This window comes from Mycobacterium sp. ML4 (assembly GCF_054515735.1).
On record NZ_JBTNSY010000031.1, the window covers coordinates 29937 to 50520 of the forward strand.

A 20584-nucleotide genomic window follows, 5' to 3' on the forward strand; every position below is an offset into this window, starting at 1 on the left:
TCGTCGCAGCGCTACAGCCGCTCGACCACCCAGTCGATGCAGTTGATCAATGCGCTGATGTCGTCAGGGTCCACGGCCGGGAACATGGCGATGCGCAACTGGTTGCGGCCGAGTTTGCGGTACGGCTCGGTGTCGACGATGCCATTGGCCCGTAGCGTCTTGGCCACCACGGCGGCGTCGACGTCGTCGACGAAGTCGATGGTTCCCACCACCTGCGAACGCAGCGCCGGGTCGGCAACGAACGGGGTGGTGTAGGACCGTTCCTCGGCCCAGGAGTACAGCCGCTGTGACGAGTCCGCCGTCCGCTTGACCGCCCAGTCCAGGCCGCCGTTTCCCAGCAACCAATCGAGCTGCTCGGCCAGCAATACCAGCGTGGCGATGGCCGGGGTGTTGTAGGTCTGGTTCTTGACGCTGTTCTCGATGGCGATCGGCAGCGACAGGAAGTCGGGGCACCAGCGACCGGAGCCGGCGATGGCCTCGACCCGGGCCAGCGCCGCCGGGCTCATGAGGGCCAGCCACAGGCCGCCGTCGCTGGCGAAGTTCTTCTGCGGCGCGAAGTAGTAGGCGTCAACATCATTGATGTCGACGGGCAGACCGCCGGCACCCGAGGTGGCATCGATGAGGACCAGGGCGTCCCCGGCGTCGGGGGGGCGCCGCACCGGCACCGCGACGCCCGTCGAGGTCTCATTGTGGGCCCAACCGATCACGTCGACCGACGGGTCGGACTGAGGCTCGGGCGCGGATCCCGCGTCGGCCTTGATGATGATCGGGTCGCCGACGAACGGGTTCTTGGCGACGCACGAGGCGAATTTCGAGCTGAACTCGCCATAGGTCAGATGCAGCGAGCGCTCGTCGATCAGGCCGAAGGCCGCTGCGTCCCAGAAGGCCGTGGCGCCGCCGTTGCCCAGGACCACCTCATATCCGTCGGGCAGCGAAAACAGCTCGGCGAGCCCTGAACGCACCCGGCCCACCAGGTTCTTGACCGGCGCCTGACGGTGCGAGGTGCCGAACAGGGCGGCAGCGCTGGTACTCAGCGTCTGCAACTGCTCGGGCCGCACCTTCGACGGACCGCAGCCGAAGCGGCCGTCGCGCGGTTTGAGGTCGGCGGGAATCTCGAGGGAGCTCGTGAGCTGGTCAGCCATGGTGAACAGGGTAGTGAGCGGCCGAGCGTCGCATGCCAAGCGGTCTCCATTTTCGCTGGTGGAGGCGATGGCTGTGAGCTAGCACACACACTGCCCTGTTGTGCGGCCTGGATCACAACGGCCGGAACCGCCCTGGAGAATTCCCAGTACCGGCGGTACCGTGTTCTTTATTCGTCCGGATCTCAACCTCGCTGGGGAGGCTTCTGATGGTTGCTGCGACTGCCAGGACGCGCTTGGTTAGACGTTGGCGCCGCAATATGGAGGTACGCGACGACGCTGACTATGTGGACATGCTCGCCACCCTGTCCGAGGGCTCGGTGCGGCGAAACTTCAATCCGTATACCGATATCGACTGGGAATCAACGGAATTCGCTGTCACCGACAACGATCCCCGGTGGATTCTGCCGGCTTCCGACCCGTTGGGCCGCCACCCCTGGTATCAGGCGCAGCCCGAGGCGAAGAAGATCAAGATCGGGATGTGGCGGCAGGCCAACGTGGCCAAGGTAGGGCTGCACTTCGAATCCATTCTGATCCGCGGACTGATGAATTACACCTTCTGGGTGCCCAACGGCTCGCCGGAATACCGTTACTGCCTGCACGAGTCGGTCGAAGAGTGCAACCACACCATGATGTTTCAGGAGATGGTCAACCGGGTCGGCGCAGACGTCCCTGGGATGCCGCGACGGCTGCGCTGGATCTCGCCTTTCGTTCCGCTGGTGGCCGGCCCGTTGCCTGTGGCGTTCTTCATCGGTGTGCTCGCCGGCGAAGAGCCTATCGACCACACCCAGAAACAGGTGCTGCGCGAAGGCAAGTCGCTGCATCCGATCATGGAGCGGGTGATGGCCATCCACGTGGCCGAAGAAGCGCGCCATATATCCTTCGCGCACGAGTTTCTCCGACGCCGGTTGCCGAATCTTACTCGTCGTCAACGCTTCTGGGTTTCGTTGTACTTCCCGCTGACCATGCGGGCGCTGTGCAATGCGATCCTGATCCCGCCGAAGGCGTTCTGGCAGGAGTTCGACATTCCGCGTTCGGTGAAGAAGGAACTCTTCTTCGGCTCGCCTGAATCGCGAAAGTGGTTGCGCGACATGTTCGCAGATGTCCGGACGCTGGCCTACGACACGGGGCTGATGGAGAACCGCTCCGCCCGGCTCATGTGGCGGATCTGCAAGATCAACGGTAAGCCGTCGCGTTACCGTAGCGAGCCGCAGCGCCAGCACTTGACAGCTGCGCCCGCTGCCTGAGGAGTCCGCGAGTTCTGTTATGCCGCATGTGATTACGCAGTCGTGCTGCAATGACGGGTCCTGCGTGTTCGCGTGTCCGGTCAATTGCATCCACCCGTCCCCGGACGAACCGGGTTACGCGACCTCGGAGATGCTTTACATCGACCCGGTGGCATGTGTCGACTGTGGCGCATGCGTGAGTGCCTGTCCCGTCGGTGCGATCGTCCCGGACAGCAAGCTGGATGCCGGGCAACTGCCCTTCGTGGCGATCAACGCGTCCTTCTATCCCGACCGCCCCGCTGATGTGAAGCTACCGCCGACATCGAAATTGGCGTCGGTGATTCCGGCCGCGCAGGTGCACGCGCGGCGCCGGCCACTGACCGTCGCCATCGTCGGGTCGGGGCCGGCGGCGATGTACGCTGCCGACGAGCTGCTTGTGCAGGAGGACGTGCGGGTCAACGTCTTCGAGAAGCTGCCCACGCCTTACGGTCTGGTGCGTGCCGGTGTGGCGCCAGATCACCAGCACACCAAGCGGGTCACCCGGTTGTTCGACCGGGTAGCCGGGCACGATCATTTCCGGTTCTACCTCAACGTGGAGGTGGGCCGGCACATCAGCCACGCTGAGCTGCTGGCCCACCACCACGCCGTGCTGTATGCGGTCGGCGCGCCCAATGATCGTCGGCTCGACATCGATGGGATGGGGCTGCAAGGCACCGGCACGGCCACCGAGCTGGTCGCATGGATCAACGGTCACCCCGAATACGCCGCACTGCCAATCGATCTCAGCCACGAGCGGGCGGTGGTGATCGGCAACGGCAACGTCGCACTCGACGTGGCTCGGGTGCTCATCACCGACCCGGACGAGCTGGCCCGCACCGACATCGCCGACCACGCGTTGAAAGCGCTCCGCAGATCGGCTGTGCGCGAGGTGGTGATCGCGGCCCGTCGCGGACCGGCCGACTCCGCATTCACGCTGCCCGAACTGATCGGGCTCACGGGCGTCTGCGAGGTCGTGCTTGACGCCGCGGACCACCGTCGGGTTCGAGATGATCTGGCCACGGCAACGGATGTGTCGACCAGGCACAAGCTGGAGATCCTTCGCACCCTGGGCGACGGCTCGATTCCGGCGTCGCGGCCACGAATCCGGCTGGCTTACGGGTTGACGCCGCAACGCATCATCGGTGATGAGCGCGTGGCTTCGGTCGAGTTCGCCGTCACCGGCACCGGCGAGTGCCGCCGGATCGACGCCGGCCTGATCCTGACCTCGATTGGCTACCGCGGCAAGCCTGTTCGTGACCTCCCGTTCGACGACGCGGCGGGTGTCGTCCCCAACGACTCAGGACGGGTCGTCGATACCGGCACCGGCGATCCAGTCCCCGGCGCCTACGTCGCGGGCTGGATCAAACGTGGCCCGAGCGGCTTCATCGGCACCAACAAGTCGTGCTCATTCGAGACCGTGCAGGCCCTGGTGGCCGACTTCAATGCGGGCAGACTGACCGATCCGGTGGCGGGCCGGGTGGCGCTGTCCAGCCTTGTGACGACCCGTCAGCCCGATGTCGTCGACTCGGCGGGCTGGCGGGCCATCGATGCGGCTGAAGTGGCGCGCGGCGGCGAGAACGGCCGGCCACGCCACAAGTTCACCGATGTCGCCGACATGCTTGCGGCGGCCGCCAGGCCGCAGGAGCCGTCGAAAGGACGGCGCCTGCTGGCTCGGTTGCGCTCTTCTTAGCCGGTGGCCTGGGCGGACACCGACTCCTTGATCTCCTCCATGCTGACTTCGCGGACCGGTTGTCCCAGCGACCAGTTGTGCCCGAAGGGGTCGGCGAGGACGCCGTAACGGTCTCCCCAGAACTGATCCTCCAGTGGCATGACCACCGTCGCGCCGGCGTCGAGAGCCCGCTGGAACTTGGTCTCGACGTCGGTGACGGTGAGATGGATGGTGACCGGCGTGCCGCCGAGCGACTTCGGGGTCATCGACTGGCCGTTGCACATCTCCGGGAAGTCGTCGTTGAGCATCACCATCGACCCGTTGATCTGAACCGCGGCGTGAATCAGTCGGCCGTCCGGACCCGGAATGCGGGCCATTTCGACGGCGTCGAAGGCTCTGACGTAGAAGTCGATGGCGGCGGCGGCATCGTCGACGATGAGATGGGGAATCACTGCGGGTTCGACGGCAATAGCCATGTGTTGCTCCTTCGGTTGTTGGAATCGCCCGGCCGGGCTCATAAGTACTGACCGAACCGGCCGGCATTTCTCATCGCGGACACTAATGGAAGGCACTGACAGCGCGAGGCGCCGATCGGGGGAGGGCCGATGCCCCCGATCGGATGACGCCGATTTCCTCCGGAACTGTCCGATCGGCGGATTCCGCGACCCGGGCCGACATCAATAGGGTTGTGCCTTATGTCGCTCACCGCACCTGCGCAGCCGCAGACGCCGGCGTTGCCGGTCGATCAACCCAAACTGTTCCTGGTCATGGACGCGGGGACCGATGCCGGGTACTTCGCCGCGCGAACGCTGCTGGCCGCGGGATATTCCGTGGCGGTCTCGGGGCGCCACGTCGGCCAGCTGAGCCGAGTGGTGCACGGCTACAGCGCCTCGCAGGTGTTTGCCGTTGCCGCCGACAGCACCGATCAGGCGCAGGTGATGAAGCTGATCAGCTCGGTGGAACGCCGATTCGGTCGCGCCATCACTTCAGTGATCCGCGGTTCCTCGACCAATCAGGTGGCGATCTGACGCCGTCCGCTGCTATGCAGTCGTGAGAACCCGATCCCAGCCCGCGACGGATTCCACGCTTCGCGGTTCAGGCCCCACGTAGATGGCCGCCGGCCGCACCAACTTACCCAGCCGCTTCTGCTCGAGGATGTGGGCGCACCATCCGGCCGTACGTCCGCAGGTGAACATCGCCGGCATCATGTTCGCCGGAACTTGAGCGAAGTCCAGGATGACGGCGGCCCAGAATTCGACATTGGTCTCGATCGCCCGGTCCGGGCGGCGCTCCCGAAGCTCGGCCAGTGCCGCCTGCTCCAGCGCGGCGGCGACCTCGTAGCGCGGGGCACCCAGGCGCTCAGCGGTGCCCCGCAGCACCCGCGCCCGCGGGTCTTCGGCGCGATACACCCGGTGCCCGAAGCCCATCAGCTTCTCGCCGCGGTCCAAAATTCCCTTCACCAGGCCACGCGCGTCTCCGGTGCGCTCCACCTCTTGGATCATCGGCAGCACGCGGGCCGGCGCCCCGCCGTGCAGAGGCCCGCTCATTGCCCCGATCGCCCCGGACAGTGCGGCGGCCACGTCCGCGCCGGTTGAGGCGATGACGCGGGCGGTGAACGTGGACGCGTTCATGCCGTGCTCAGCGGCCGACACCCAGTAGGCATCGATCGCCTCGACGTGCCGGGGGTCCGGTTCGCCCTGCCAGCGAGTCATGAAACGTGCTGTGACAGTCGAGCATTCGTCAATGACGCGCTGAGGTATGGCCGGCTGGTAGATGCCGCGGGCCGATTGCGCGACGTAGGACAACGCCATCACCGAAGCCCGGGCGAGCTGGTCGCGCGCGGTGCCCTCGTCGGTGTCCAGCAGTGGCTTGTATCCCCAGATGGGTGCCAGCATGGCCAGGCCGGCCTGCACGTCGACCCGCACGTCACCGGTGTGGATCGGCAGCGGGAAGGGCTCAGCAGGCGGCAGTCCGCGGCCGAACTCGCCGTCGACCAGGAGCGCCCATACGTCGCCGAATGTGACGTGCTGACCCACCAGCTCCTCGATGTCCACGCCGCGGTAGCGCAGTGCGCCGCCGTCCTTGTCGGGTTCGGCGATCTCGGTGGTGAAGGCCACCACACCTTCCAGGCCTGGGACAAAATCCTCCGGGACCACAGTCATGGGCAGATTCTTGCACCCTCGTCCCAGCCGCTTGCTATCGGCCGGTAACGGGCCCGAGTAGCGTTGGGCCGTGACCGAACCTCATGAGCAGCACCTGGCCGGGATGCGGGTGGAGTACGGCTCCGTCGAAAAGGACGGTAGTCCCGACCTCGATGCGGACTGGCTTGACGACGGCTGGCTTTCGTTGTTTCGCAAGTGGATCCACGACGCTCAAGAGGCCGGAATCGCCGAGCCGAACGCAATGGTGGTGGCCACGGTCGCTGACGGCAAGCCGGTCAGCCGCTCGGTGTTGTGCAAAAGCGCCGACGAGACGGGCATCACCTTTTTCACCAATTACGACTCGGCAAAGGGCCACGATCTGGCCGCGACGCCGTACGCATCGGCCACCTTCCCCTGGTATCTGCTGGGCCGACAGATCCACATCCGCGGCGCGGTGAGCAGGGTCGACGCGCACGACACCGCCGACTACTGGTCCAAGCGGCCACGCGGTTCGCAGCTGGGGGCATGGGCATCGCGCCAATCGCAACCCATCGCGTCACGCGCGGCGCTGCTCGCTCAGCTCGCCGAGGTTACCGAACGCTTCGCCGATACCGAGCAGATCCCGGTCCCGCCGAACTGGGGCGGGTACCTGATATCTCCGGAAGTCGTGGAGTTCTGGCAGGGCCGGGAAAACAGACTGCACAACCGGATTCGGGTGATTGACGGCCGCGTCGAGCGGTTGCAGCCTTAGCCCGTTGCCGACCCGCCCCGCGTGACCCGAGGTTTTGCGACGAAGCCCGCCCCTGGTGCCACGCTTTGGGGCACGTGATGCCGCACCGGTTCCCGTAGGGCTCGGCGTCGATGCGAATGTTCGCGGACCAGGCGGCGGTGCGCGGAGACTCGAGCACCCACAGCAACTCGATCAGCGTGTCAGCGCGGCCGTCGCGGAACTGCGATCGGCGGCCCAAAGGTCCTCCGCCAAAGGTCAATTCGCCGCCGAAGTGCTGAGCCTGCAGACCGCCGTCCAATTCGGTGACCCCTCGGCCGCGACGAGACTGCGCGAACTCCAAACGATCGTCGAAGGGCCACGCGCCGGTGTCGCGTCTAGGTTCGCAACCGCCCTGGCTGAGGGTGATGCCGCCCAGATGCTGTCATGGGTTGCGCGACACGTGCGGACGCGCTGTCGAAACAGTGCGGCGCATGGACTCCGGCGCTGCGGCAGGCCCGGGAACCCCTGCCCTTCACCGGTCGGGAGGGCAAAATCGTCATGCTGATCGGCCAGGGGCTGAGCAACCGCGCAGTGGCCGAACGGTTATCTCTGTCCGTACGCAGCGTCGAAAGCCACATTTACCGGGCGATGGCCAAAACCGGAACTACGACTCGTGACCAGCTCGCCGCCCTGATGAACTGTCGCCGGGCAGGTACCCGGTGACATCGATTCGCCAGCACCGCGCCCGAGCCACTCGGTCATTGCTCATGAACAGGGTTCCGACCAGGACGTTGCGCCGAGTTCCGGTGTCGCCATCAGGCGCCCGACGTGCAGATCCGACCCCGAGAGGGCACCCGGTTGAGATAACGACTACCTTCACCTATACGCACCTAGTGCACCGATGATGCACCTAGGGCGGGTAGCCATATCAAAGCCTGAGCGCAAAGGGGTTCTCGTGGGCGACACCGACGACACCGCAACTCTGAAGTACCCGGGGGGCGAGATCGACCTGAAGGTCGTCCATGCAACCGAAGGTGCCGACGGCATTGCGCTGGGTCCGCTGCTGTCGAAGACCGGGCACACCACCTTCGACAACGGCTTCGTCAACACCGCGAGCTGCAAGAGCGCCATCACCTACATCGACGGCGACGCCGGGATTCTGCGCTACCGCGGGTACCCGATCGACCAGCTTGCCGAGAAATCGACCTTCATCGAGGTCTCCTACCTGCTGATCTACGGCGAGCTGCCCACCAGCGACCAACTGGCCGAGTTCACTCAGCGCATCCAGCTGCACACCATGCTGCACGAGGACCTCAAGCGCTTCTTCGACGGATTCCCGCGCAACGCCCACCCGATGCCGGTGCTCTCCAGCACGGTCAACGCGTTGTCGGCCTACTACCCGGATTCGCTGGACCCCACCGACAACACCCAGGTCGAGCTGTCCACCATCCGGCTGCTGGCCAAGCTGCCCACCATCGCCGCCTACGCGTACAAGAAGTCGGTGGGCCAGCCGTTCCTCTACCCGGACAACTCGCTGAGCCTGGTCGAGAACTTCCTGCGGATGACGTTCGGGCTGCCCGCCGAGCCTTATCAGGCCGACCCCGAGGTGGTCCGCGCCCTGGACATGCTGTTGATACTGCACGCCGACCACGAGCAGAACTGTTCGACGTCCACGGTGCGTCTGGTCGGGTCCTCGCAGGCGAACCTGTTCACCTCGATCTCCGGCGGCATCAACGCCCTGTGGGGCCCGCTGCACGGTGGCGCCAACCAGGCGGTGCTCGAGATGCTCGAGCAGATCCGCGAGAGCGGCGACGACGTGGGCGAGTTCGTCCGCAAAGTGAAGAACCGCGAGGCCGGCGTCAAGCTGATGGGCTTCGGTCACCGCGTCTACAAGAACTACGACCCGCGGGCCAGGATCGTCAAAGAGCAGGCCGACAAGATCCTGGCCAAGCTGGGCGGCGACCCGCTGCTGGACATCGCCAAGCAGCTCGAAGAGGCGGCGCTGACCGACGATTACTTCATCGAGCGCAAGCTCTACCCCAACGTCGACTTCTACACCGGGCTGATCTACCGGGCCCTGGGCTTCCCGGTGCGGATGTTCACCGTGCTCTTCGCGTTGGGCCGGCTGCCGGGCTGGATCGCGCACTGGCGTGAGATGCATGACGAGGGCGACAGCAAGATCGGCCGTCCGCGTCAGATCTACACCGGCTACACCGAGCGCGACTACGTCGGGGTCGACGCCCGCTAGGTTGTAGCGCGAGCAGACGCAAAATCGCCCTGGGACAGGCGTTCCGGGGCGATTTTGCGTCTGCTCGCCCGTGTGGCCCGCACGGTTACAGCGAGGCCAACACCGCCATCGCAGCGTTGTGCCCGCCGATGCCCGATACCGCCCCACCACGCCGGGCGCCGGCACCGCACACCATGACCTGCTCATGTCTGGTCGCCACGCCCCAGCGGCGCGCCGGCGTGTCCAGCGGATCGTCGTCGTCGACGAACGGCCACGACAGCGCACCGTGGAAGATGTTGCCCGCGGTCATCGCCAGCCGATCCTGCAGATCCAGTGTGGTCGTGGTTTCCAGGCAGGGCCGGCCACGCGCGTCGGGTAGCAGCACATCCTGGATGGGTTCAGCCAGAACGGAATTCAGCGATTTGAGCACCGCATCGGTCAACTGCTGACGAAGCCGGCCCGGCTCGCCGGAACCGAACACCGAATGCGGGGTGTGAAACCCGAACACCGTCATGGTCTGGACGCCGGGCAGTGTCGACGACACGATACTGGGATCGGCCAGCGAATGGCAGTACGCCTCGCACGGCAACGGGTCCGGCAGGTGTCCGGCCGCCGCCCGCAGGTACGCCGCATCGAGTTGCGACCACGTCTCGTTGACGTGAAACGTGCCGGCAAATGCCTGGTCGGGCGTCACACTGCCGTCCCGCAGGAGCGGCAGTCGGCGCAGCACCATGTTGACCTTGACCTGCGGACCCGGCGCCACCGATGGCGCCGGCTCCCCGAGCAGGCCGGCCATTACCGCCGGCCCGACGCCGGCCAGCACGAAGCGTGCGCGGACCCGACGTTCGTCTCCGTGGCTGACGTAGCGCACCTCGCCTTCTGGATTGACTGCCAAAACATCTGCACCCGTCAATATTTCGGCCCCATGGCGAAGTGCGGCAGCCGACAGCGCCGAGGACACCGCGCCTATCCCCCCGACCGGGACGTTCCAGTCACCGGTGCCGCCGCCCATCACGTGGTACAGGAAGCAGATGTTCTGCAGCAGCGACTGGTCGCCCAGGCGGGCGAAGGTGCCGACCAGCGCGTCGGTGGCAATCACTCCGCGGACCAGGTCGCTGTCCACAGCGTCGGTGATGGCCTGCCCGATCGGCTCGTCGACCATGGCACGCCAGGCGTCCGCCGCCGCGGGGCCACCGCCGGAGACGACGAGCCGGCGGGCCTGCTCGCGGGTCCGCAGCGGTTCGAGCAGGGTGGGCCACAGCCGGCGGGTCACCTGCCCGCAGCGGCGATAGAAGGCGGCGAAGCCGTCCTCGTCGGCGGCCGCCCCGATGGCGGCGAAGCTGTCATGAGCTCCGACCAGCAGTCCGGTGCGTCCAGCCGTCCCGGGATCCGGGGTGTAAGAGGAGTAGGGCCGCTTGATCAGATGCAGCTGCGCTCCCAGGTCGTTAAGGATGCGCGACGGCAGCAGGCTCACCAGGTACGAATAGCGCGACAGTCGTACGTCGACACCCTCGAAGACCTGGGCGGATACGGTGGCGCCGCCGACCTGCGGCAAACGTTCGAGCAGGCGCACCCGAAGGCCCGCCCGGGCCAGGTAGGCGGCCGCGACCAGCCCGTTGTGTCCACCCCCGACGATGACAACGTCGACATCGGCGTTATCCACCGGGCGCGCTACCCGAGATAACCTTCGACCTCGTCGGCCGGCCGCACGGAGGCTTCGCCCGGGTCACCACCGGTCTCCCGCAGCGCCCGCCGCTGTCGCAGCAGATCCCAGCATTGGTCGAGTTCGACTTCGAGCCGGCGCAACCGCCCGTGTTCCTCGTCGGTCGTGATGGCGCCCTGCTGCAGCTGCGCCCGCAACGCCTTCTCCTGGGCGACGAGGTCGCGGATGTGCGCCAGGGTGTCGCTGTCCGTGGGCTTGCTTCCGTTGGCCATCGCTCCAGTCTGCCGCAGGTTGGCTCGGGATCGGGTGTGGACTCGGTAGGCTCATATCGCCTGGAAGCGCGAACAGCGGCGGTCAGAGTAAGGAGCGATGGTGGGTTCAGAAGCGGGGGTGGACGAAGCGACCGTGCCCGCCCGTCAAATCAACCATGCTCAACTCACCCCGCGATACCACCGCCAGCAACCCGGCCGCCCCTGGTTGATCGGTGCAGCAGTGATTCCGCTCCTGCTGGCGATGATCGGATTCGGCGCATACGAACGACCCAAGGGGATCAACGGACCGACCGGTGACCTGCCGAGCCTCACCGCCGCACCCGCCATTCCGCCGCGCTTGTCCATCGTCCCGGGCCAGTCTCTGGCACTGCTGTCGATCAGTCGCAACGGCAACACCGTCACGCTGATCGGCGATTTCCCTGACGAGGCCGCCAAGGCCGGGTTGATGAAGTCACTCAAAGCTTTCATCACACCCGGCGTCACCGTCGTTGACCAGATCAATATCGATCCCCTGGTACACAGTGCCGATTTCGCCGTCGCAGAACCGGTTTTCACCGCAAGTGCGCAAATTCCGGACTTCAGCCTCAAGGTGGAGAAAGACACGATCACCTTGAGCGGCACTGCCGCATCGCCCGACCAGAAGGTTGCCGTCCAGCGCGCGACAGTCAGCGCCTGGCCGGGGTTGAACGTCGTGAACAACATCACGGCAAGGGGCCAGGTCACGCTGAACGCGCCGCCGGCGTCGTCGCCTGCGCCGGCTCCGGGTCCTCCTGCGTGCAACGACCTCCAAGCGGTCATCAACAAGTTGACCGGCGGTCCACTGGCCTTCGGCAGCGACGGCGTGAGCCTCACTCCCGAAGACACCCAGATCCTGATCAAGGTGGCCGACCAGCTCAAGGCATGCCCCGCTGCACGCATCACGGTGAACGGGTACACCGATAACAGCAGCGCTGAAGCCATTAACATCCCGTTGAGCACGCAGCGAGCGACAGCGGTAGCCGAATTCCTCATTGCCAACGGGGTACCGCGAGTCCGCGTCACTGCCAAAGGCATGGGGTCGGCCAATCCGATAGCTAGCAACGACACGAGCGAGGGTCGAGCCAGGAACCGTCGCGCCGAAATCGTGGTCAGCTAGGGGGAGAGCCGGACATGAGTTTCCTGATCCAGTGGTTGGTCTACCTGGCTGCTTTCGTAGCCGGGTCGGCTGTCGCCTACGGGATCGTCTCGTTGCTGATCAAAACCAGAACCGCGCCCGCGCCGGCGGAGATCGCACCTCAACCTGTTTCACATCCCGCTTCCGAGCTCGAGCCGGTTGCGGCAGCTGAGCCCGGGCCTGAGGTCGATGCGCCGCCGCCGCGGTGGCCTGAATTCGAGGCGGCGTCCACCGAGCAGGAGCCTCAGACATTCGAGCAGCTCTTGTGGCCGGCGACTGCTCAGCCGGTCACTGAGGTTTCGGAGCCGGACGAGCCCGAGCCCGACCCCGTCGGGCCCGAGCCGCAGTCGCCCGAGCCCGAGGAGTTGGAAGCGGAGCCGGACGAGCCCGATCGCGAGGAGCCGGAGCCGGACGAGCCGCAACCCGAGGAGCAGGAGCCGGCCGCCGAAACAGAGGAGCCCCAGCCCGAACCGGAGCCGGAGGGTCAGCCCGAGCCGGACTTGCCGCAACCGCAGTGGCCGGCGCCTCCGTCTGCCTGGCCGGGCATCGGGGTGAAACGATGATCGGCCACGTGCACTGGTGGCTGGCCGGCGTCTCGTTCGCGCTGGGCATGGTATTGACGTTCACGATGATGGCCCGACCCGCCAAAACCCAGATGCCGGCCTGGGTTCTGGCTGAACCCGCGCCCCGGCCGAAACCCGAGCCGGTGATGAAAACCCCGGCGGCCGAACCGCCGACGCGGAAAGTACCCGCTGCCAAAGCGGGTCCGGCCAAGAAGAAGGCCGTGTCCAAAGCGCCGCCGCGCAAGCGCAAAGCAGTCTCCGGCGACGCTGCGACGGAGCGGATCCCCGTCGTGAAAGGCGCAGCGACGCAGAGGATCCCAGGCAAGAGGCCGGCGAAGAAGGCGGCGGCGGCAAAGGTGAAGGCCAAGCCGAAAGGTCCCGCGACCCGGCGCCGGCCCGTCCCGAAAGACGCTGCGACGGAGAAGATTTCAGCCAGCCCCCCAACACCGGCAACGGCGACGCCCCTGGTGCCGTACGCGCCTTACGGAGCAGGTTCCATGCGCGCTAATCCCGATGGCAGCGGACCGGAAGGCTGGACGGTCAAGGGCCGCATGGATTCCAGGCTCTCCTACAGTCCCGACGATGCCTGCTACGACGACATCGAGGCCCAAGTCTGGTTCCAGGACGAGGAATTCGCTGCCCGTGCCTTTTTTACGCCATGGCGCAAGAGCGCTCGTAAGTCGTGATCGCCTCCGGCGTCTAGCTCGGCCCGGGAAGGCGCAGCACCAGACGCGCCCCGCCCATCGGGCTGTTTTCCAGCGACGCCGTGCCCCCATGCAGATGAGCCTGCTGGGCCACTAGCGCAAGCCCCAGGCCCGACCCCGAGTGCGATGCCGTTGAACCGCGGGAGAATCGTTCGAACACCACCTGGCGCTCTTCCTCCGGCACCCCGCTGCCGTTGTCGTCGATGGCGATCTCGACCCCGGCCCGTGAACTGACCGCGGACAACTGCACGTGGGTGGCACCGCCGTGTTTGACGGCGTTGGCAATGGCGTTGTCGACAGCCAGCCGCAACCCGGCCGGCATCCCGACGATGATGCAGGTCGGTGACGGCACCAGCGAGACGTCGAGGTCGGGATAAATGCGGGTGGCGTCGTGCGCCGCGCGGTCGAGCAGATCGGTGATGTCGACGGGCACGTGGTCGTCGGAAGTGGACAGTTCACCCTGGGCCAACCGCTCGAGCGCGCTCAACGTGGCCTCGATCCGCGATTGGGTGCGAATGACATCGTTGAGCACTTCTTTGCGTTGATCGTCGGGCAGATCGAGGGTGGCCAGGACCTCGAGGTTGGTCCGCATCGCCGTCAGTGGTGTCCGCAACTCATGCGAGGAAACCGCGGCGAAGTCGCGAGCCGAGGCGAGCGCCTCCTGAGTCCGGTTCTGCTCGTTCCATATTCGCTGCAGCATGCCGCGCATGGCCTCGGCGATCTCCACCGCCTCGCTGGCCCCGTGCACTTCGACTCGCGGCGCCTCGTCGCCCGCGTCGATCGACCGGGTCTGTTCAGCCAGCTGTTTGAACGGTCGCACCGCGAAGGCGGCCAGCAGCCAGGCGAACACCGCGGCGGCACCGATCGCGAGGGTGCAGATCAGCAGCACGCGACGATGCAAGTTGTTCGTCTCCGCGTAGGTGGCGTCGTAGGTTGCGCCGACCGCGACCGAGGTGGGTTCCGGTCCCGGGATCTCGACGGTGCGCACCCGGTAGCGCACCCCGTGAATGAAGGTGTCGGCGTAGTCGGCCTGCAACTTGGGCAGGTTGATGTCGGAGTTCGACTTGATCACGTTGCCCCGGCGTACCGTGATCAGCGCGTCTTGGTCGTTCGGGGACCGTGGGATCTCGTCCAGGCCGCGCGGCACGAACGGAATCGCGAATCCGGCTGCTTCATCCAGCCGGCGGTCCAGGCGTTCCTTGCGGTCTTTGGTGATGCCGACCCAGACCACCGCGCCGACGATCAGCACCGGAATCGCCGCGCCGATCACCGTCGCCACGACCACCCGAGTCCGAAGCGACGGGGTACGGGCGAAGATCCGCGACAGGATGTTCACTGCCACCATTGAACACCCACCGGACTCACTGCATCCTGAGCACGAAACCGACACCGCGGACGGTGTGCAGCAGCCGTGGACCGCCGTTGGCTTCCAGCTTGCGCCTAAGGTATCCGATGAAGACGTCGACGACGTTGGTGTCGGCCGCGAAGTCGTAGCCCCACACCAGCTCGAGCAGCTGCGCACGGGACAGTACCGCGGTTTTGTGCTCGGCCAGCACAGCGAGCAGGTCGAACTCCCGCTTGGTCAGGTCCACGTCGACACCGTTGACCCTGGCGCGCCGACCGGGGATGTCCACCTCCAGCGGACCGACGGTGATGGTCTCCGAGGAGGAGGTCGCGGTGGCACCGCGGCGGCGTAGCAGGGCGCGCACCCGTGCCACCAGCTCCGCCAGCACGAACGGCTTGACCAGGTAGTCGTCGGCGCCGGCTTCCAGCCCCGCGACCCGGTCGTCGACTGAGCTGCGGGCGCTGAGCACGCAGACCGGCACGTCGTTGTCCATTGCCCGCAGCGCGGTGACTACGCTGACGCCATCCAAAACGGGCATGTTGATGTCGAGCACGATCGCATCCGGCCGGGTCTCGGTCGCGCTACGCAGGGCCTCGGCGCCGTCAACCGCCGTGGATACCTCGAACCCGGACAGCCGCAGACCCCGTTCCAGGGAGGCGAGCACGTCGGAGTCGTCGTCGACAACCAAGACCCGAGGTGAGTTCACGCCAGTATCCATGCGCCCATCTTGCCTGATTGATCGCTACGGCGGTGGGAGGCGCGGGGCATCCTTACGTGCGGCTAGCCGCGGGTCAGTACTACGTTCATCAGCTGGGTGAGCCACGCGCGTGCGGCGGCCTGGTCGCTGTCGAGCAGAAGTTGCACTGTGACGCCGTCGTAGGCGGCGATGATAGCCCGGGCGGTGTCGGTCACGGTGTCGATGGCCTGGTGGAAGCCGATGCCGCTGGCGATCAAGCGCTCCTCGATGACTTTTCGTAGCTGCGCGCGGTGGACTTCCCAGCGATGGGCCAACTCGGGGTTGCGGGCCGAATGCAGTAGGAAATCGAATTTGATGAGCAGCCAGTCGCGTTCGAGCAGCAAGGTGTCGACGATGCGCTCGACGGCGCCCGGCAGGTCGGTGACAGGGTCCGCACCCTGCATGGCGGTGCGGACCTGCTCGGCGGTCCGGGCTGCCCACTGGTCGTAGAGCAGGAAGAACAGTTCCTCCAGGCTCTCGAACTGCGAGTAGAACGCGCCTCGGGTGTAGCCCGCGGCCTCGCAGACATCCTCGATGGTCACGTGGCCGTATCCCTTATCGGCGAACACCCGAAACGCGGCGGCCATCAACCGGGCACGGGTCTCGGCGCGACGTTTGGTGACCCTCGGCGGCTTGGCGGCGGTCGTTGCTGTTGGCATCAGTGTTGCCTCCGATTCGCTGTGTAGCCGATACATTGCCAGATCGGATACGTGAGGTGCCACTTGGGCTCGATCAACGTGAGTGATTCGTGATCGAAGACATGTGGATCTGGAAGCCACACCGCCCCGGGTCAGGAAGCGGCGGGGGGCAGCAGCGCACTGAGCAGCCTGGTGAGGGAGGCGTGCGCGCCGGCTCCATCGTTGTCGAGCAGCACCTGGGTGCCCAGGCCGTCGTATATCGCGATGATGGACCGTGCCGTGTCGCTGGCCGAGCCGGCCGAGTCCGCCAACTCGACGCCGCTGGCGGTCACCAGTTCCTCGATCATCAGACGCAACTGCCCGCGGTGCACCGACCACCGGTGTGCCAATTCGGGGTTGCGGGCGGCAACCGACAGCAAGTCGGCCTTGACCAGCAGCCAATCACGTTGAAAAAGCAGGCTTTCCATCACGCGTGCGACGGTCTTCGTGATGCCGGTGGCTGGCTCTGCCGCGTCCAGGGCGTCCCGTACCTGAGCGGCGATCTGTGTCGTCCACTGGCGATAGACGACGAACAAGAGTTCCTCGAGGCTGTCGAACTGGGAGTAGAAAGCCCCTCGTGTGTAACCCGCCGCGGTGCACACGTCCTTGATGGTGACCTGTCCGTAACCCTTGTCGGCGAACACCTCAACCGCCGCGCCGATCAGCCTTCGGCGCGTTTCGGCGCGGCGCTTGGTCACTCGCGCTGCCTTTTCGCGGCTGGGCGAACTCACCTGGTCACCGCGTCTCGTTCGCGCAACCCGGTGGGCGGGGGTCAGCATATTGAGATCTGAAGAGAAATCTGATGCATTGGGTCATACAATATATTAATGCATCGTATACACCGTCGCATTCGTGCCAGCCGGCGGCTGGGTGATGAGCGGTAGACAAGCGCTACCTGAACCGCTCGGTCTCGGACAGCCCGATGCGACGGTAACGCTCCAGGCGGGCGGCCAGGCGCTGCGGCCCGGGCACGTCCCGCAGGGCGTGAACTTCGGTGGCGATGGCCGCGGCGAGCCGTCGAGAGAATTCGACCGGTTCATCGGCCGCATCGGGTTGCTCGGGAACGATCGCGTCAACGATTCCCGATGCCAGCAGGTCCGCCGACCGGATGCCCTGTGCCGCAGCAAGTTCGGCTGCATGTTCGATGTCCCGGAAGACGATCGCGCTGGCTCCTTCCGGAGGCAGCGGCGCAAGCCAGCCGTGCAGCGCCGCCAGCACCCGGTCGGCCGGCGCCATCGCCAGCGCGGGACCGCCGCTACCCTGGCCCAGCAGCACCGACACCGTCGGCGTATCCAGCGTGACGAGCTCGGCCAGGCACTGGGCTATCTGGCCGGCCAGCCCGCCCTGTTCCGCTTCGGCCGATAGCGCCGGGCCGGCGGTGTCGATCACCAGCACCAGCGGCAGGCGAAGTTCGGCGGCCAGAGCCATCCCGCGGCGGGCCTCGCGCAGCGAACCCGGACCCACGATCCCGCCAACCACCCGTTGCTGGCCCAGCACCACCACCGGTTGACCTCCGAAGCGAGCCAGGGCGAGCAGCGTCGTCGCGGCCTCACCCCGACCCGTGCCGGATAGCAGGACCCGGTCGGTAGCACCATGGCGCAGCAGAAAGCGCACATCGGGCCGGTCGGGACGGCGCGAGGCGAGCACCGAATCCCAGGCGGGCACATCGGGAACCGGCTCGGGGTGCGGGCGGGGCGGAGGGGAGTCGGGAGCGTCGGCGATCACCGTCAGCGCCCGGTGCAGCGTCGCCCGTAGGTCGCCAAGCCCTACGACGCCGTCGATCACCCCGTAGGTCTCGAGGTTTTCCGCCGTCTGGACGCCGGTGGGAAATGGTTGCCCGTAGAGCAGCTCGTACACGCGTGGGCCGAGGAACCCGATCAGGGCGCCCGGTTCGGCGACGGTCACGTGTCCCAGCGATCCCCACGAGGCAAAGACCCCGCCGGTCGTCGGATTGCGCAGGTAGACCAGGTAAGGCAGATGCGCCTGCCGGTGCAGTTTGACGGCCGCGGCGATCTTCACCATCTGCAGGAACGCCACCGTGCCTTCCTGCATGCGGGTGCCTCCGGAACTCGGCGACGCCAGCAGCGGCAGCCGTTCGGTCGTCGCCCGCTGCACCGCGGCGGTAATCCGCTCGGCTGCCGCTACCCCGATCGATCCGGCCAGGAAGCCGAAGTCGCAGACCACCACCGCCACCCGTCGTCCGTACACTCGTCCTTCGCCGGTCGATACCGACTCGTCGCGGCCGCTGGCTGCCCGGGCCTCGGCCAGCTCGCGTGCATAGCTGTCCGAGATCGGAAATGCCAACGGCCGGGTGTCCCAGCTGACGAAAGAGCCCTCGTCAAGCACCGCGTCGCGGAGTTGGTCGGTCGTGATCCGGCTCACAGGGACGAGGCTATATATCCTGGCGCCCATGATCGGTATCACCCAGACCGAAGCAGTCATGACCATCGAGCTGCAGCGGCCCGAGCGGCGCAATGCCCTGAACTCGCAGCTTGTCGAGGAACTGCGGGAAGCTCTGCTCAAAGCGGGCGGGGGAGAAGCCCGGGCGGTCGTTCTGACCGGCCAGGGTACGGCGTTCTGCGCCGGCGCCGACCTGTCCGGGGATGCCTTCGCCGCCGACTACCCTGACCGGCTCGTCGAGCTGCACCGGGTCATGGACGCGGTTCCGGTTCCGGTCATCGGCGCCATCAATGGACCCGCTATCGGCGCCGGCCTGCAATTGGCGATGCAGTGTGACCTCCGGGTCGTCGCCCCGGACGCGTTCTTTCAGTTCCCGACGTCGAAATACGGCCTGGCCCTGGATAACTGGAGCATCCGCCGGCTGTCGTCGCTGGTCGGTCATGGCCGGGCGCGGGCGATGCTGCTGACCGCCGAGAAACTGGCTGCCGACGTGGCGCTGCAGACCGGAATGGCGAACCGGATCGGTACGCTCGCGGACGCCCAGGAGTGGGCTGACGAGATTTCCGGCCTGGCGCCGCTGGCTATCCAGCACGCCAAGCGGGTACTCAACGACGACGGCTCGATTGAAGAACCACGGCCCGAGCACAAGGACCTGTTCGACAGGGCGTGGGGCAGTCAGGATGTCATCGAGGCGCAGGTCGCACGGATCGAGAAGCGACCGCCGAACTTTCAGGGGGCCTAACTGTCATGATGCGCCGGGCGCTGCGACTGGCTGGCGGTACCGCCTCGCTGGCGGCGGGAGGCTGGCTGCTGCGTGCCCTGCACGGTGCACCCTCGGCCCTGGGCGCCAGCCCGTCGGCGATCCGGGCCGTCTCGGAAGGTTCGCCGCAGTACCGCGACGGTGTGTTCGTCAACATCGACCCGGGCTCGCTGTATGTGATGAACCGCGAGGAGATGCGCCAGATCGCCTGGGAGTTGATCGGCGGCCGCGGTGCCAGCCTGCCCCCCGGGCCGATCCCGCTGGCGTCGCCGTCGATCTACCAGGGCGAGCCGGCTGCGCTGGCGGTGAGCTGGTTCGGTCATTCGACGGCGCTGGTGGAGGTCGACGGCTATCGGGTGCTTACCGACCCGGTGTGGAGCGACCGGTGCTCCCCGTCCGACATCGTGGGCCCGCAGCGATTGCACCCGCCGCCCGTGCTGCTGGAGGGTTTGCCGGCGGTGGATGCGGTGGTGATCAGCCATGACCACTATGACCATCTCGACATTCACACCGTGAAGGCGTTGGCCCGTACGCAGCGGGCACCGTTCTTCGTGCCGATCGGGGTGGGTGCGCACCTGCGTTCCTGGGGAATCCCGGAGCAGCGAATCATCGAACTTGACTGGAACCAGAGCGCGCAGGTCGACGAACTGACCATTGTCTGCATGCCGGCCCGCCACTTCTCGGGGCGGTTCCTCAGTCGCAACAACACGCTGTGGGCGTCGTGGGCTTTCATCGGACCGGGCCATCGCGCCTATTTCGGCGGCGACACCGGTTACACCAAGAGCTTCGCTCAGATCGGTGCCGACCACGGCCCGTTCGATCTGACCCTGATGCCGATCGGCGCCTACAACACGGCCTGGCCCGACATTCACATGAATCCCGAGGAGGCGGTCCGCGGCCACCTGGATGTCACCGATTCAGGTTCGGGATTGCTGGTGCCGATTCACTGGGGCACCTTCCGGCTGGCGCCGCACCCGTGGGCGGAGCCGGTCGAGCGGGTGCTCAAAGCTGCCGAGCCGGACGGCGTCCAGGTGGCGGTGCCGCTGCCGGGCCAGCGCATCGACACGGTCAATCCGCTGCGATTCAATCCCTGGTGGCGGTTGTAGATTCGGTGACCGCCGTTCGTGAGGCGGGTTTCTCAGGTCAGCCAGCAGGCGCTGG

At 66.5% G+C, this 20584-nt stretch carries 21 protein-coding genes; 11 read left to right on the forward strand and 10 right to left on the reverse strand.

The window, feature by feature from the left end; all coding sequences use genetic code 11:
* Positions 1 to 11 precede the first annotated feature (11 nt).
* On the reverse strand, positions 12 to 1142 hold the full coding sequence (gene serC, locus ACX9NE_RS25955; RefSeq protein ID WP_459364768.1) for a phosphoserine transaminase: 1131 nt from the start codon (positions 1140 to 1142) through the stop codon (positions 12 to 14).
* 206 nt (positions 1143 to 1348) lie between these two features.
* Here serC and ACX9NE_RS25960 point away from each other — a divergent pair, with 206 nt between their 5' ends.
* Both ACX9NE_RS25960 and ACX9NE_RS25965 read left to right on the forward strand, forming a co-directional pair.
* Entirely contained in the window at positions 1349 to 2386 is a 1038-nt protein-coding gene (locus ACX9NE_RS25960; RefSeq protein WP_459364767.1) for an AurF N-oxygenase family protein, read from the forward strand.
* A 19-nt stretch (positions 2387 to 2405) separates the two neighbouring features.
* The gene (locus ACX9NE_RS25965) at positions 2406 to 4094 is read left to right on the forward strand and encodes an FAD-dependent oxidoreductase (protein WP_459364766.1); all 1689 of its coding nucleotides are present in this window, start codon (positions 2406 to 2408) and stop codon (positions 4092 to 4094) included.
* Here the strand turns inward: ACX9NE_RS25965 and ACX9NE_RS25970 are convergent.
* Entirely contained in the window at positions 4091 to 4549 is a 459-nt protein-coding gene (locus ACX9NE_RS25970; RefSeq protein WP_459364765.1) for a VOC family protein, read from the reverse strand. The genes ACX9NE_RS25965 and ACX9NE_RS25970 overlap by 4 nt on opposite strands.
* Before the next feature lie 219 nt (positions 4550 to 4768).
* Between ACX9NE_RS25970 and ACX9NE_RS25975 the strand changes: the two genes are divergently transcribed.
* Positions 4769 to 5101, forward strand: a complete 333-nt coding sequence (locus tag ACX9NE_RS25975; RefSeq protein WP_459364764.1) for an SDR family NAD(P)-dependent oxidoreductase — start codon at positions 4769 to 4771, stop codon at positions 5099 to 5101.
* Positions 5102 to 5113: 12 nt separating this feature from the next.
* Here ACX9NE_RS25975 and ACX9NE_RS25980 read toward each other — a convergent pair whose 3' ends face one another.
* On the reverse strand, positions 5114 to 6235 hold the full coding sequence (locus ACX9NE_RS25980) for a citrate synthase 2 (protein ID WP_459364763.1): 1122 nt from the start codon (positions 6233 to 6235) through the stop codon (positions 5114 to 5116).
* A 70-nt stretch (positions 6236 to 6305) separates the two neighbouring features.
* Between ACX9NE_RS25980 and pdxH the strand changes: the two genes are divergently transcribed.
* The 3 genes from pdxH (at position 6306) to ACX9NE_RS25995 (ending at position 9171) form a co-directional block, all read left to right on the forward strand.
* Entirely contained in the window at positions 6306 to 6965 is a 660-nt protein-coding gene (gene pdxH, locus ACX9NE_RS25985) for a pyridoxamine 5'-phosphate oxidase (RefSeq protein ID WP_459364762.1), read from the forward strand.
* A 402-nt stretch (positions 6966 to 7367) separates the two neighbouring features.
* The gene (locus ACX9NE_RS25990; RefSeq protein WP_459364761.1) at positions 7368 to 7646 is read left to right on the forward strand and encodes a response regulator transcription factor; all 279 of its coding nucleotides are present in this window, start codon (positions 7368 to 7370) and stop codon (positions 7644 to 7646) included.
* Between the two features lie 232 nt (positions 7647 to 7878).
* Complete coding sequence (locus tag ACX9NE_RS25995; RefSeq protein ID WP_459364760.1) at positions 7879 to 9171, forward strand: citrate synthase; 1293 nt, start codon at positions 7879 to 7881, stop codon at positions 9169 to 9171.
* Positions 9172 to 9256: 85 nt separating this feature from the next.
* Here ACX9NE_RS25995 and ACX9NE_RS26000 read toward each other — a convergent pair whose 3' ends face one another.
* Positions 9257 to 10813, reverse strand: coding sequence for a phytoene desaturase family protein (locus ACX9NE_RS26000; protein ID WP_459364759.1), 1557 nt, complete (start codon positions 10811 to 10813; stop codon positions 9257 to 9259).
* Between the two features lie 8 nt (positions 10814 to 10821).
* Positions 10822 to 11085 (reverse strand): DUF2630 family protein, encoded by a 264-nt coding sequence (locus ACX9NE_RS26005; RefSeq protein WP_459364758.1) that lies wholly within the window; start codon positions 11083 to 11085, stop codon positions 10822 to 10824.
* 100 nt (positions 11086 to 11185) lie between these two features.
* Here ACX9NE_RS26005 and arfA point away from each other — a divergent pair, with 100 nt between their 5' ends.
* Genes arfA through arfC form a run of 3 tightly spaced genes read left to right on the forward strand, consistent with a single transcriptional unit; the run spans position 11186 to position 13487 of the window.
* Positions 11186 to 12220, forward strand: a complete 1035-nt coding sequence (gene arfA / locus ACX9NE_RS26010; protein ID WP_459364757.1) for a channel-forming protein ArfA/OmpATb — start codon at positions 11186 to 11188, stop codon at positions 12218 to 12220.
* A gap of 14 nt (positions 12221 to 12234) precedes the next feature.
* Complete coding sequence (gene arfB / locus ACX9NE_RS26015; protein ID WP_459364756.1) at positions 12235 to 12801, forward strand: channel accessory protein ArfB; 567 nt, start codon at positions 12235 to 12237, stop codon at positions 12799 to 12801.
* The gene (arfC, locus tag ACX9NE_RS26020; protein WP_459364755.1) at positions 12798 to 13487 is read left to right on the forward strand and encodes a channel accessory protein ArfC, sunset domain variant; all 690 of its coding nucleotides are present in this window, start codon (positions 12798 to 12800) and stop codon (positions 13485 to 13487) included. The genes arfB and arfC overlap by 4 nt, the downstream gene beginning before the upstream one ends.
* A gap of 13 nt (positions 13488 to 13500) precedes the next feature.
* On the opposite strand, the gene prrB is transcribed toward arfC, so the two are convergent.
* The 5 genes from prrB to ACX9NE_RS26045 form a co-directional block, all read right to left on the reverse strand.
* Complete coding sequence (gene prrB, locus ACX9NE_RS26025; protein ID WP_459364784.1) at positions 13501 to 14841, reverse strand: two-component system sensor histidine kinase PrrB; 1341 nt, start codon at positions 14839 to 14841, stop codon at positions 13501 to 13503.
* A 25-nt stretch (positions 14842 to 14866) separates the two neighbouring features.
* Complete coding sequence (gene prrA / locus ACX9NE_RS26030; protein WP_036364553.1) at positions 14867 to 15568, reverse strand: two-component system response regulator PrrA; 702 nt, start codon at positions 15566 to 15568, stop codon at positions 14867 to 14869.
* A gap of 62 nt (positions 15569 to 15630) precedes the next feature.
* Positions 15631 to 16245, reverse strand: a complete 615-nt coding sequence (locus tag ACX9NE_RS26035; protein ID WP_459364754.1) for a TetR/AcrR family transcriptional regulator — start codon at positions 16243 to 16245, stop codon at positions 15631 to 15633.
* Positions 16246 to 16376: 131 nt separating this feature from the next.
* Positions 16377 to 16961, reverse strand: coding sequence for a TetR/AcrR family transcriptional regulator (locus ACX9NE_RS26040; protein WP_459364753.1), 585 nt, complete (start codon positions 16959 to 16961; stop codon positions 16377 to 16379).
* Between the two features lie 193 nt (positions 16962 to 17154).
* On the reverse strand, positions 17155 to 18645 hold the full coding sequence (locus ACX9NE_RS26045) for a carboxyl transferase domain-containing protein (protein ID WP_459364752.1): 1491 nt from the start codon (positions 18643 to 18645) through the stop codon (positions 17155 to 17157).
* A 28-nt stretch (positions 18646 to 18673) separates the two neighbouring features.
* Here ACX9NE_RS26045 and ACX9NE_RS26050 point away from each other — a divergent pair, with 28 nt between their 5' ends.
* Both ACX9NE_RS26050 and ACX9NE_RS26055 read left to right on the forward strand, forming a co-directional pair.
* Positions 18674 to 19405, forward strand: coding sequence for an enoyl-CoA hydratase (locus tag ACX9NE_RS26050; protein WP_459364751.1), 732 nt, complete (start codon positions 18674 to 18676; stop codon positions 19403 to 19405).
* A 5-nt stretch (positions 19406 to 19410) separates the two neighbouring features.
* Positions 19411 to 20529 (forward strand): MBL fold metallo-hydrolase, encoded by a 1119-nt coding sequence (locus tag ACX9NE_RS26055; protein WP_459364750.1) that lies wholly within the window; start codon positions 19411 to 19413, stop codon positions 20527 to 20529.
* Positions 20530 to 20584: the final 55 nt, after the last annotated feature.

What these genes read in the sequence shown, in the direction of transcription:
- ACX9NE_RS25970 (WP_459364765.1), bottom strand. Translation starts at nt 4,549, where the DNA reads ATGGCTATTGCCGTCGAACCCGCAGTGATTCCCCATCTCATCGTCGAC.
- ACX9NE_RS25975 (WP_459364764.1), top strand. Translation starts at nt 4,769, where the DNA reads ATGTCGCTCACCGCACCTGCGCAGCCGCAGACGCCGGCGTTGCCGGTC.
- arfC (WP_459364755.1), top strand. Translation starts at nt 12,798, where the DNA reads ATGATCGGCCACGTGCACTGGTGGCTGGCCGGCGTCTCGTTCGCGCTG.
- ACX9NE_RS25980 (WP_459364763.1), bottom strand. Translation starts at nt 6,235, where the DNA reads ATGACTGTGGTCCCGGAGGATTTTGTCCCAGGCCTGGAAGGTGTGGTG.
- prrA (WP_036364553.1), bottom strand. Translation starts at nt 15,568, where the DNA reads ATGGATACTGGCGTGAACTCACCTCGGGTCTTGGTTGTCGACGACGAC.
- serC (WP_459364768.1), bottom strand. Translation starts at nt 1,142, where the DNA reads ATGGCTGACCAGCTCACGAGCTCCCTCGAGATTCCCGCCGACCTCAAA.
- ACX9NE_RS26055 (WP_459364750.1), top strand. Translation starts at nt 19,411, where the DNA reads ATGATGCGCCGGGCGCTGCGACTGGCTGGCGGTACCGCCTCGCTGGCG.
- ACX9NE_RS25990 (WP_459364761.1), top strand. Translation starts at nt 7,368, where the DNA reads ATGGGTTGCGCGACACGTGCGGACGCGCTGTCGAAACAGTGCGGCGCA.
- ACX9NE_RS26035 (WP_459364754.1), bottom strand. Translation starts at nt 16,245, where the DNA reads ATGCCAACAGCAACGACCGCCGCCAAGCCGCCGAGGGTCACCAAACGT.
- ACX9NE_RS25960 (WP_459364767.1), top strand. Translation starts at nt 1,349, where the DNA reads ATGGTTGCTGCGACTGCCAGGACGCGCTTGGTTAGACGTTGGCGCCGC.
- arfB (WP_459364756.1), top strand. Translation starts at nt 12,235, where the DNA reads ATGAGTTTCCTGATCCAGTGGTTGGTCTACCTGGCTGCTTTCGTAGCC.
- ACX9NE_RS26050 (WP_459364751.1), top strand. Translation starts at nt 18,674, where the DNA reads ATGATCGGTATCACCCAGACCGAAGCAGTCATGACCATCGAGCTGCAG.
- ACX9NE_RS26005 (WP_459364758.1), bottom strand. Translation starts at nt 11,085, where the DNA reads ATGGCCAACGGAAGCAAGCCCACGGACAGCGACACCCTGGCGCACATC.
- ACX9NE_RS25965 (WP_459364766.1), top strand. Translation starts at nt 2,406, where the DNA reads ATGCCGCATGTGATTACGCAGTCGTGCTGCAATGACGGGTCCTGCGTG.